Source organism: Caballeronia arvi (assembly GCF_001544695.2).
Taxonomy (GTDB): domain Bacteria; phylum Pseudomonadota; class Gammaproteobacteria; order Burkholderiales; family Burkholderiaceae; genus Caballeronia; species Caballeronia arvi.
Genome location: NZ_FCOM02000029.1, coordinates 13,488 through 25,513, shown reverse-complemented (window position 1 = coordinate 25,513; position 12,026 = coordinate 13,488). Strand labels below are relative to the sequence as shown.

At 62.7% G+C, this 12,026-nt stretch carries 10 protein-coding genes; all 10 read left to right on the top strand.

The window, feature by feature from the left end; translation table 11 throughout:
* The first annotated feature begins 415 nt into the window (after nucleotides 1-415).
* Complete coding sequence (gyrA, locus tag AWB74_RS26385; protein ID WP_061149618.1) at nucleotides 416-3,061, top strand: DNA gyrase subunit A; 2,646 nt, start codon at nucleotides 416-418, stop codon at nucleotides 3,059-3,061.
* A gap of 184 nt (nucleotides 3,062-3,245) precedes the next feature.
* On the top strand, nucleotides 3,246-3,860 hold the full coding sequence (locus AWB74_RS26380) for a DUF2059 domain-containing protein (RefSeq protein WP_061149671.1): 615 nt from the start codon (nucleotides 3,246-3,248) through the stop codon (nucleotides 3,858-3,860).
* 199 nt (nucleotides 3,861-4,059) lie between these two features.
* Complete coding sequence (gene serC, locus AWB74_RS26375; RefSeq protein ID WP_061149670.1) at nucleotides 4,060-5,142, top strand: 3-phosphoserine/phosphohydroxythreonine transaminase; 1,083 nt, start codon at nucleotides 4,060-4,062, stop codon at nucleotides 5,140-5,142.
* Nucleotides 5,143-5,167: 25 nt separating this feature from the next.
* On the top strand, nucleotides 5,168-6,250 hold the full coding sequence (pheA, locus tag AWB74_RS26370; RefSeq protein ID WP_061149617.1) for a prephenate dehydratase: 1,083 nt from the start codon (nucleotides 5,168-5,170) through the stop codon (nucleotides 6,248-6,250).
* Between the two features lie 34 nt (nucleotides 6,251-6,284).
* Nucleotides 6,285-7,205: a prephenate dehydrogenase gene (locus AWB74_RS47390; protein ID WP_061149616.1), complete on the top strand. Its 921-nt coding sequence runs from the start codon at nucleotides 6,285-6,287 to the stop codon at nucleotides 7,203-7,205.
* Nucleotides 7,206-7,220: 15 nt separating this feature from the next.
* Nucleotides 7,221-8,525, top strand: a complete 1,305-nt coding sequence (gene aroA, locus AWB74_RS47385; protein WP_061149615.1) for a 3-phosphoshikimate 1-carboxyvinyltransferase — start codon at nucleotides 7,221-7,223, stop codon at nucleotides 8,523-8,525.
* A gap of 61 nt (nucleotides 8,526-8,586) precedes the next feature.
* Nucleotides 8,587-9,273, top strand: a complete 687-nt coding sequence (gene cmk, locus AWB74_RS26360) for a (d)CMP kinase (protein ID WP_061149669.1) — start codon at nucleotides 8,587-8,589, stop codon at nucleotides 9,271-9,273.
* A gap of 103 nt (nucleotides 9,274-9,376) precedes the next feature.
* On the top strand, nucleotides 9,377-11,107 hold the full coding sequence (rpsA, locus tag AWB74_RS26355; protein ID WP_200822032.1) for a 30S ribosomal protein S1: 1,731 nt from the start codon (nucleotides 9,377-9,379) through the stop codon (nucleotides 11,105-11,107).
* Nucleotides 11,108-11,130: 23 nt separating this feature from the next.
* Complete coding sequence (locus tag AWB74_RS26350; RefSeq protein ID WP_061122718.1) at nucleotides 11,131-11,460, top strand: integration host factor subunit beta; 330 nt, start codon at nucleotides 11,131-11,133, stop codon at nucleotides 11,458-11,460.
* 269 nt (nucleotides 11,461-11,729) lie between these two features.
* Complete coding sequence (locus AWB74_RS26345) at nucleotides 11,730-12,023, top strand: LapA family protein (protein ID WP_061149614.1); 294 nt, start codon at nucleotides 11,730-11,732, stop codon at nucleotides 12,021-12,023.
* Nucleotides 12,024-12,026 lie beyond the last annotated feature (3 nt).

The following is a 12,026-nucleotide window of genomic DNA, read 5'->3' as shown; positions in this document are numbered from 1 at the left end:
GCCTAAAGGCGATTTCCTGCGTGTTTTTATCGCGGGTACTTTGCTTGTCTGGCGAAACGACGAGGCGGCATGATAGCCCGCCCGGATGACGAATTGACGGAATACGTTCCCCGGTTTTTGTAAGTAATTGGTACAGCGTTGCGCATCGCGAACTATTCGCGCGCATAGCGGATTGCAGGCAGGTTTTTTCGACGTGCACTGTATGTATACAGCAGCGCCGGGCGCGAAAGTCGCGCATGGTAGAATCTTCTGATGCGCTGCGTTCGCAGCACATAATAAATGCATGCGCTGCACATGCAGCGCGCAGCGTGCGTCGGCTCCGCGCCACGCCGGCGCATGTCGCGTGGCTGGCGGACTGTCCCGCCACATCGCCGCGCGCTGCCGTGTCGCCGCTGCAAAGTTCTAGACACGGATAATGGATCAATTCGCCAAAGAGACTCTGCCAATCTCCCTCGAGGAGGAAATGCGCCGTTCGTATCTCGATTACGCGATGAGCGTGATCGTCGGGCGCGCGCTTCCCGATGTCCGCGATGGCCTGAAGCCGGTGCATCGCCGGGCGCTCTACTCGATGCACGAGCTGAACAACGACTGGAATCGCGCATACAAGAAATCGGCGCGTATCGTCGGCGATGTCATCGGTAAGTACCATCCTCACGGCGACGCGTCCGTCTACGAGACGATCGTTCGCATGGCGCAGCCGTTCTCGCTGCGCTACATGCTCGTGGACGGCCAGGGCAACTTCGGCTCGGTCGACGGCGACAATGCCGCGGCCATGCGCTACACCGAAATTCGCATGGCGAAGATCGGCCACGAGTTGCTGGCCGACATCGACAAGGAAACCGTCGACTTCGGTCCGAACTACGACGGCAGCGAAAGCGAGCCGCTCGTCCTCCCGGCCCGTATTCCCAATCTTCTGATCAACGGCTCGGCGGGCATCGCGGTCGGCATGGCGACCAACATTCCGCCGCACAATCTGCGCGAAATCGTCGATGCGTGTCTGCATCTGCTGAACACGCCCGAGGCGACCGTCGACGAACTGATCGAGATCGTGCCTGCGCCGGATTTCCCGACGGCCGGCATTATCTACGGCGTCGCGGGTGTGCGCGACGGCTATCGCACGGGGCGCGGGCGCGTCGTGATGCGCGCGACCACGCACTTCGAGGAGATCGACCGCGGTCAGCGCATGGCGATCATCGTCGACGAAATTCCGTATCAGGTGAACAAGCGCACGCTGCTCGAGCGCATCGCCGAACTCGTCAACGAGAAGAAGCTGGAAGGCATTTCCGATATCCGCGACGAATCCGACAAGAGCGGCATGCGCGTCGTGATCGAACTGAAGCGCGGCGAAGTGCCCGAAGTCATTCTGAACAATCTGTACAAGCAGACGCAGCTTCAGGACACGTTCGGCATGAACATGGTCGCGCTCGTCGACGGCCAGCCCAAGCTTCTGAACCTGAAGGAAATGATCGAGTGCTTCCTGTCGCATCGACGGGAAGTGCTGACGCGGCGCACGGTCTACGAACTGCGCAAGGCGCGCGATCGCGGGCACGTGCTCGAAGGTCTCGCCGTCGCGCTCGCGAACATCGACGATTTCATCGCGATCATCAAGGCCGCGCCGACGCCGCCCATCGCCAAGCAGGAATTGATGGCGAAGCCGTGGGACTCGTCGCTCGTGCGCGAAATGCTGACGCGCGCCGAGACCGAGGCTTCGGGCGGGCGCGTGGCGTATCGTCCGGAAGGGCTGAATCCGGCGTACGGTCTCCAGGCGGACGGCCTATATAAATTGTCGGACGTCCAGGCGCAGGAAATTCTGCAAATGCGCCTGCAACGCCTGACCGGGCTCGAACAGGACAAGATCGTCAGCGAGTATCGCGAGGTGATGGCGCAGATCGCCGACCTGCTCGACATCCTCGCGCGGCCGGAGCGTATCCGCCAGATGATCGTCGAGGAACTGGGCCAGGTGCGCGCCGAGTTCGGCGACGAGCGCCGCTCGCGCATCGAGATGAACGCGACGGAGCTCAACACCGAAGACCTGATCACGCCGACGGACATGGTCGTGACCATGTCGCATTCCGGTTATGTGAAGTCGCAGCCGCTGTCCGAATATCGCGCGCAGAAGCGCGGCGGGCGCGGCAAGCAGGCGACGCAGATGAAGGAAGACGACTGGATCGACACGCTCTTCATCGCGAACACGCACGATCACATGCTGTGCTTCTCGAACCGCGGCCGGGTGTACTGGATCAAGGTCTATGAAGTGCCGCAGGGCTCGCGGAACTCGCGCGGCCGTCCGATCGTCAACATGTTCCCGTTGCAGGATGGCGAGAAGATCAACGTCGTCCTGCCGATCCGGGAATTCTCGGCGGACAAGTACGTGTTCATGACGACCGCGCTCGGCACGGTCAAGAAGACGCCGCTCGAAGCCTTCAGCCGTCCGATGAAGAAGGGCATCATCGCTGTTGGCCTGGATGATGGCGATTACCTCATCGGCGCGGCAATCACCGACGGTGAGCACGACGTCATGCTGTTCTCCGACGCGGGCAAGGCCGTTCGTTTCGACGAGAACGACGTGCGCGCGATGGGCCGCGAGGCACGCGGCGTGCGCGGCATGCAGCTCGAGGACGGACAGCAGGTCATCGCGATGCTGGTCGCCGGCGGCGAAAACCAGTCGGTGCTCACGGCCACCGAGAACGGCTATGGCAAGCGCACGCCGATCAACGAGTACACGCGCCACGGCCGCGGTACGAAGGGCATGATCGCCATCCAGACTTCCGAGCGCAACGGCCGTGTCGTCGCGGCGACGCTCGTCGAACCGGAAAGCGAGATCATGCTGATCACGACCTCCGGCGTGCTCATCCGCACGCGTGTTTCAGAGATACGTGAAATGGGCCGTGCAACTCAAGGTGTTACACTCATCAGCCTTGACGAGGGAACGAAGTTGTCGGGACTGCAGCATATCGCCGAAGCGGAAGCCGAGGCCGAGCTCGAAGGCGACGCCGGGTCGGACGATGCTGCGGGCGAGAACGGCGGCACGGAGAATGGTGAAGGCGGAGAAAACGCCTGATATTTTTTGTGTCACGGACCTCTCGTTATCGCTTTTGAAAGCCTGAATTGGTTAAGCTGCGCGACCTGAGCGCCTTGCTGACGTTCGCTGTTGTTCGTGCTTCGCAGCAGGCGAAGCCGGCATCGGACGGACATGCAAAGCTCGTCGCCAGTGCTGAACTGGATATTTTTTACAGGGAGTAATGATGCAAGGACGTTTCAAGCAGTGGATGTTGCTGGCCGCTTTCGTGCCGACTTTCGCGATGGCTCAGTCGCTTCAGAATCAGGCGCCTGCACAGTCGGCCGCACCGGCGCCGGCCGCAGCAGCACCGGTTGATCCGGCCAAGCAAGCCGCGATCAAGGATCTGCTCGACGCGATCGACGCACAGAAGCTGGTCGGTGCGATCGGTAACAGTGCGCAAATGCAGTCGAAGCAGCTCGTGCCGGCGATCCTCTCGGACGCACTGTCCGAGAACAAGACGCTGAACGACAAGCAGAAGCAGGCTGCTGTTCCGGCGCTGCAGAAGAACGCAGTGCCGAAGCTGGTCGATTCCGCTGGTCAGGTTTTCGCGACCGATGCATTCCGCAAGGACGCGATGCAGGCTCAGTACGACGCATACGCGAAGTACTACTCGACCGACGAGATCAAGGATCTGACCAACTTCTACAAGAGCCCGACTGGCCGCAAGTTCATCCAGGTTCAGGACCAGGTTGGCCGCGACGTCGTGAACGGTCTGATGCAGAAGTACATGCCGCAAGCCATCAAGGCGACGCGCACGCAAGCCGATCAGGAAGTGGCGAGCGTCAAGCCGGGCAAGTAAGCACGGCAGTATGGTCCTGACAGACATCCGCTGACGGGGCTCGCCGCCCCGTGCATTGGCGGGTTTTCAGGACAGTGCGATAATGGTTGTTTGCGCGCAAGTGCAAACAGCCATTTCTTTTTCGGGCGTGAAAAACGCGGTCATCGTTCCATCTGCCGTTCCTTTCGCGCCTGCCCAATCGGAATTCCGGGATCTTCAGATGCGCGTGTTCAATTTCTCCGCCGGCCCCGCCGCCATGCCAGAAGAAGTGCTGAAACAGGCAGCCGAAGAAATGCTCGATTGGCAAGGCAGCGGCATGAGCGTGATGGAAATGAGCCACCGCGGCGCGGAGTTCATGTCGATTCACGAGGCGGCGCTGACTGATCTGCGCGAGTTGCTGAAGGTCCCCGCGTCGCACCGGATTCTGTTCTTGCAGGGTGGCGGCATCGGCGAAAACGCGATCGTGCCGATGAACCTGCTCGGCAAGAAGCAAACCGCCGATTTCGTCGTGACCGGTTCGTGGTCCACCAAATCATTCAAGGAAGCGCAGAAGTACGGCACGCCGCATCTCGCGGCGAGCGGCAAGACCGACGCGGGCTTCACGCGCGTGCCGGCCTTCAGTGAATGGCAGTTGTCGGATGATCCGGCATACGTTCATCTGTGCTCGAACGAAACCATCGACGGCGTCGAGGCCTTCGAGATTCCCGATCTGGGCGACATCCCGCTCGTCGCGGATGCTTCGTCGCACATTCTGTCGCGCCCGATGGACATCGCCAAGTACGGCGTGCTCTTCGGCGGCGCGCAGAAGAATATCGGCATGGCGGGCGTGACCGTCGTGATCGTGCGCGAGGATCTGCTCGATCGCGCGCTGCCCATTTGCCCGTCCGCGTTCGAATGGAAGATCGTCGCGGAGAACAACTCGATGTACAACACGCCGCCCACGTATGCGATCTACATCGCCGGGCTCGTCTTCAAGTGGCTGAAGAAGCAGGGCGGCCTGGAAGCGATCGAAGCGCGTAACGTCGAGAAGGCGACGCTGCTGTACGACACCATCGATTCCAGCGATTTCTACGTCAACAAGGTCGAGCGGAAAAGCCGTTCGCGGATGAACGTGCCGTTCTTCCTTGCCGATGAAACGCGCAATACCGATTTTCTGGCCGGCGCGAAGGCGCGCGGGCTTCTGCAACTGAAGGGCCACAAGTCCGTCGGCGGCATGCGGGCATCGATCTACAACGCGGTGCCGGTCGAGGGCGTGAAAACGCTCGTCGACTACATGAAGGAATTCGAGCGCACGAGCGCTTAAACCGCATCAGACACCAAAGCACCGCATGGACGACGATCTCAATTCAAGACTCAAACCGCTGCGTGAGCGCATCGACGTGCTCGACGCGCAGCTCATCGCGCTGCTCAATCAGCGCGCTTCCGTCGCGCTCGAAGTCGGCGAGGTGAAGAAGCATTTCAATGCGCCGGTGTTTCGTCCCGAGCGCGAGTTGCAGGTCATCGCGCGCCTGCAGGAGATGAGCGAAGGACCGCTCGCCGATGAGCACATCGCGTCGATCTGGCGCGAGATCATGGCCGCGAGCCGCGCGCTCGAGCAGACCATCCGCGCCGCGTATCTCGGGCCGGTCGGCACCTACAGCGAACAGGCGATGTTCGAATACTTCGGGCATTCGATCGAAGGGCTGCCGTGTCCGTCCATCGACGAAGTGTTCCGCTCGGTCGAAGCGGGCGCGGCGCAATACGGTGTCGTGCCCGTCGAGAATTCGGCCGAGGGCGCCGTGTCGCGCACGCTCGATCTGCTCTTGCAGACGTCGCTGCTGATCGGCGGCGAGCTCGCATTGCCGATTCATCACAATCTGCTGACCGCGTCCGGCAGGCTCGATGGCGTCACGCGCGTATGCGCGCATCCGCAGGCGCTCGCGCAGTGCCAGCGCTGGCTTACGGCGAACGCACCGCATCTGGAGCGCCAGGCCGTGTCGAGCAACGCGGAAGCGGCGCGCATGGCGGTCAACGATCCGACGGTTGCGGCCATTGCCGGCGACCGCGCCGCGACGCACTACGACCTCGGCATCGTGTTCTCCCAGATTCAGGATGATCCACACAATCGCACGCGCTTCGTGATCGTCGGCAAGCAGCCGACCGATTCGAGCGGCCACGATCAGACGTCCCTTATCGTCTCGGTGACGAACGAAGCGGGCGCGGTGTTCAAGCTGCTGGAGCCGCTCTCGAAGCACGCCGTCTCGATGACACGCTTCGAATCGCGCCCGGCGCGTTCGGGCGCGTGGGAGTACTACTTCTATATCGACATCGAAGGTCATCGCGATGACCCTTCGGTTGCCGCCGCCCTTGAAGAGCTCGGGCGCAAAGCCGCGTTCCTGAAGATTCTCGGTTCGTATCCGCGGGCGCGTTGAGCGGCCGTTTCGTTTTCAGCTTCAGGCTGCATCGATGTTCTCTTTCAACAAACTGGTTATTTTCGGCGTCGGTCTGATCGGCGGATCGCTCGCGCGCGCGTTGCGTGAGCGCGCGGGGTCTGGCGGCAGCGTCGTCGGCGTCGGGCGAACGGCGACGTCGGTCGCGCGCGCAATCGAACTCGGCGTGATCGACGAAGCCGCCGCGCTCGACGACGACACCGCGCTGGCAAGCGCGCTCGCAGACGCGGACGTGGTGCTGCTCGCGGCGCCGGTCGCGCAGACTGAGCCGCTGCTCGCGCGCATCGCGCCGTTTCTCGGCGAGCGCACCATCGTCACCGATGCGGGCAGCACGAAGAGCGACGTCGTCGCGGCGGCGCGGCGCACGCTCGGCGCACGTGTCGCGCAGTTCGTGCCGGGTCACCCCATCGCCGGGCGCGAGTCGAGCGGCGTCGATGCGGCGCTGCCCGATCTCTACGTCGATCGCAATGTCGTGCTGTGTCCACTGCCCGAAAACGCAGCCGACGATGTCGAGCGCATCGCGTCGATGTGGCGCGCGACCGGCGCGTGCGTGCGTCAAATGAGCGAGGCGCAGCACGATCGCGTGTTCGCTTCCGTGAGCCATTTGCCGCACGTTTTGTCGTTCGCGCTGGTCGACCAGATTCTCGATACGCCCGATGCCGAGCTGAAATTCTCGTTCGCCGCGGGCGGTTTCCGCGATTTCACGCGCATTGCCGCGTCGAGCCCGGAAATGTGGCGCGATATCTGTGTCGCGAACCGCACCGCGCTGCTCGCCGAACTCGACGATTACACTGCCGTGCTCGCGCGTTTTCGTGCGGCCATCGAGGCATCGGACGGCGCAGCGCTCGAAGCCGCGTTCGCGCGCTCGCGCGTCGCGCGCAAGGAATGGCAGGAACGCGGCGGCATCAAGCCTTCCAACGACGTCGCCGCGAAATAAGGAAACAGAAACACTATGGAACATCTCGATCTCGGACCTTTCTCCCGCGCGTCCGGCACGGTGCGCCTGCCCGGCTCGAAGAGCATTTCGAACCGCGTGCTGCTGCTCGCGGCGTTGTCGGCGGGCGAAACGTCGATTACCAATCTCCTCGATTCCGACGACACCCGCGTGATGATCGCCGCGCTCAAAACGCTCGGCGTCGATGTCCGTGAGGACGGCGAGCGCGTGATCGTCGGCGGCACGGGCGGCGCGTTTGCGTCGAAATCGGCGGAGCTGTTCCTCGGCAACGCGGGCACGGCGGTGCGTCCGCTGACCGCGGCGCTCGCGGTGAACGGCGGCGAATATCGCGTGCACGGCGTGCCGCGCATGCACGAGCGGCCGATCGGCGATCTCGTCGACGGGCTGCGTCAGATCGGCGCGAGCATCGACTACGAGCTCAACGACGGCTTTCCGCCGCTGAAGATTCACGCCGCGAAGATCGCCATCGACAAGCCCGTTCGCGTGCGCGGCGACGTGTCGAGCCAGTTCCTCACCGCGCTCCTGATGAGCCTGCCGGTGATCGAAGGCCGCAACGCGCCGGTGACGGTCGAAGTCGAGGGCGAACTCATTTCGAAGCCATACATCGAAATCACGATCCGCCTGATGGAGCGCTTCGGCGTGACCGTCGAGCGCGACGGCTGGGCGCGCTTCACGGTTGCAGCGGACGCGCGCTATACGTCGCCGGGCGCGATCATGGTCGAAGGCGATGCGTCGTCGGCGTCGTACTTTCTCGCGGCGGGTGCGATCGGCCACGGGCCGGTGCGCGTCGAAGGCGTCGGGCGCGCGAGCATTCAGGGCGACGTCGGTTTCGCCGATGCGCTGAATCGCATGGGCGCGAACGTGATGATGGGCGAGGACTGGATCGAAGTGCGCGGTGTCGAGTCCGACGACGGCAAGCTCGCGCCCATCGACATGGACTTCAACCTGATTCCCGACGCCGCGATGACGATCGCCGTCGCCGCGCTCTTCGCGAGCGGTACGACGACGCTGCGCAACATCGCGAGCTGGCGCGTGAAGGAAACCGACCGCATCGCTGCGATGGCGACCGAACTGCGCAAGGTCGGCGCAACGGTGGAAGAGGGCGCGGACTATCTCGTCGTCACGCCGCCTGCGAAACTGACGGCGAACGCCGCGATCGACACCTACGACGATCACCGCATGGCGATGTGCTTCTCGCTCGTGAGTCTCGGACGAGTGCCGGTGCGCATCAACGATCCGAAGTGCGTGAACAAGACTTTCCCGGACTATTTCGACCGGTTTGCCACACTCGTAAAGGCCTGACGTGAAACGCGATGCCATCGACTTCAACAACCGTAACAACGGGCCAGACCGCCAGGACACGATGAAACCGACCCGTCCATTCGACCCCACTCCAGTGATCACCATCGACGGGCCGACGGCGTCGGGCAAGGGCACGGTCGCGGCGATCGTCGCGGCGACGCTCGGCTTCCATCTGCTCGACAGCGGCGCACTGTACCGGCTCGCGGCGCTGGCGAGCCTGCGCTACGACGTGGCGAACGACGACGCGGGCGGCCTTGCAAAACTGATCGAGGCGCTCCATATCACCTTCCGCGAAGGTTGCGCGCAGCTCGACGGCGTGGACGTTTCCGGCGAAATCCGCGCCGAGGAAGTCGGCAACCGCGCCTCCGCGATCGCGGTCCATCCCGAGGTGCGCCAGGCGCTCGTCGCGCGCCAGCGGGCCTTCCGCAAGCGCCCCGGCCTCGTCGCCGATGGCCGCGACATGGGCACGGTCATCTTCCCGGACGCCACGCTGAAGGTCTTTCTGACCGCCAGCGCCGAGGCGCGCGCGGCCAGACGGTATAAGCAATTGATGCAAAAAGGTTTTTCTGCTAATATGGATGACTTGCTGCGAGATTTGCGTGCACGCGACGACCGGGACATGAACCGGAGCGCCGCGCCGCTCAAGCCCGCGGCGGATGCGAAGACGCTGGACACCTCCGGTTTGTCGATCGATCAAGCGGTCGAGCAGATCATCGGCTGGTACAGCGAGATTCGCGTAGTGCAGTAGAAGTAAGGTGCTCTGCCGGGAGGCAGGGCGTGTGTTAAACCCTTCAACCCCGTATGGCGTTGCGCCTCACCGGTCTCAATACCGAGACCACCGCGCGAAGGCCGTGCAAATATCGATTTTTATGTCCGACCTGCAAACCTCCACCCCGAATACCGAATCCTTTGCGGCTCTGTTCGAAGAGTCGCTGACCAAGCAGGACATGCGCGCCGGCGAAGTGATCTCCGCCGAAGTCGTGCGTGTCGACCACAACTTCGTGGTCGTCAACGCTGGTCTCAAGTCCGAAGCCTATATTCCGCTCGAAGAATTCCTGAACGACGCGGGTGAAGTGGAAGTGCAGGCGGGCGACTTCGTTTCCGTCGCGATCGACGCGCTGGAAAACGGCTATGGCGACACCATCCTGTCGCGCGACAAGGCGAAGCGTCTGGCTTCGTGGCTGTCGCTGGAAAAGGCGCTGGACAACAACGAACTCGTGACCGGCACGATCACCGGCAAGGTCAAGGGCGGCATGACCGTGATGGTCAACGGCATCCGCGCGTTCCTGCCGGGTTCGCTCGTCGACACGCGTCCGGTCAAGGACACGACGCCGTATGAAGGCAAGACGCTCGAATTCCGCGTCATCAAGCTCGATCGCAAGCGTAACAACGTGGTGCTGTCGCGCCGCGCCGTCATCGAAGCGACGCAGGGCGAAGAGCGCGCGAAGCTGCTCGAGACGCTGAAGGAAGGCGCGATCGTCGAAGGCGTGGTCAAGAACATCACCGACTACGGCGCGTTCGTGGACCTCGGCGGCATCGACGGCCTGCTGCACATCACCGACATCGCATGGCGCCGCGTGCGTCACCCGTCGGAAGTGCTGTCGGTTGGCCAGGAAGTCACCGCCAAGATCCTCAAGTTCGACCAAGAGAAGAACCGCGTTTCGCTCGGCATCAAGCAACTCGGCGACGATCCGTGGGAAGGCATCTCGCGCCGCTACCCGTCGGGCACGCGCCTGTTCGGCAAGGTCACGAACATCACCGACTACGGCGCATTCGTCGAAGTGGAATCGGGCATCGAAGGCCTGGTTCACGTGTCGGAAATGGACTGGACCAACAAGAACGTCGCGCCGTCGAAGGTCGTGCAACTCGGTGACGAAGTCGAAGTCATGGTTCTCGAAATCGACGAAGACCGCCGCCGTATCTCCCTCGGCATGAAGCAGTGCAAGCCGAATCCGTGGGATGACTTCAGCCGCAACTTCAAGAAGGGCGACAAGATCAGCGGCGCCATCAAGTCGATCACCGACTTCGGCGTGTTCATCGGTCTGCCTGGCGGCATCGACGGTCTGGTTCACCTGTCGGACCTGTCGTGGTCGGAAACCGGCGAAGAAGCCGTCCGCAAGTACAAGAAGGGCGACGAAGTCGAAGCCGTGGTTCTGGGCATCGACGTGGACAAGGAACGCATCTCGCTCGGTATCAAGCAGCTCGAAGGCGATCCGTTCAACAACTTCGTCGCGATCAACGACAAGGGCGCTATCGTCGACGGCATCGTGAAGACGGTGGACCCGAAGGGTGCGGTCGTCACGCTGTCCGGCGAAGTCGAAGGCTACCTGCGTGCTTCGGAAATCGCGCAAGACCGCGTGGAAGATGCGCGCAATGTGCTGAAGGAAGGCGACAAGGTCAACGCGATGATCATCAACATCGATCGCAAGTCGCGTGGCATCAACCTGTCGATCAAGGCGAAGGATTCGGCCGAACAGCAGGAAGCCATGCGCAGCCTGCAGGGCGACTCGAACGCCGCCGCGACCGGCACGACCAACCTCGGCGCGCTGCTCAAGGCCAAGCTCGACGGCCAGAACAGCTAAGCCCTTAAAGGCACAGCTGCAGTATGACCAAATCGGAATTGGTCGCCCAGTTGGCGTCGCGATTTCCGCAACTTGTCCTCAAGGATGCGGATTTCGCGGTGAAGACGATGCTCGATGCGATGTCGGAGGCCTTGGCCAACGGTCACCGCATCGAGATTCGCGGCTTCGGCAGCTTCGGGCTCAACCGTCGTCCGTCACGCGTCGGGCGCAATCCCAAGTCGGGTGAAAAAGTGCTGGTACCGGAGAAATTCGTGCCGCACTTCAAGCCGGGCAAGGAATTGCGCGAACGTGTCGACGGCCGCGCGGGCGAGCCATTGAAGCAGTCGAATGACGACGATGCGGACGATCTCTGATCGGCGCATCCTTGCTGACGATCTCACTGGATCTTCGGTTCGCGGCGTCCGGCCACGAGGCAATCGACCAGGAAAGCACCCCTCGGGGTGCTTTTTTTATGCGCGTCGCCTTCGGGCGGCAACGGGTGCGCGACTTGCTTAAACTCGTGCGGGGAGCAGGCCGGTGTCTGCGCTCGTGAGCATCAATTACAATACCGGTCACTTTGACCTGCGTGTTCAACCGCGCAGGCTTGGCCGCGTCTGGTGAAACCGCTCTTGCGAGACCCTACATGAAATTCCTCGTCTGGCTTATCCGCGTTCTGGTTTTCGTGCTGCTGCTGGTGCTGGCGCTCGCCAATACCCAGACTGCGACACTGAACTTTCTCGCAGGCTATGCCTGGACCGCGCCGCTGATCCTGATCGGCCTGGCGTTTTTCGTCGTGGGATTGCTGGCAGGTCTCGTGTCCGGCCTGCCCGCGAAGCTGCGCCTGCGCATGGAAAACGGCCGCCTGAAGCGCGAACTGCGCGCAGCGCGGGAAACGCCGGTCGTCAAGGAAGAGCCGCCGATGCCGCCGCTCATCTGACGT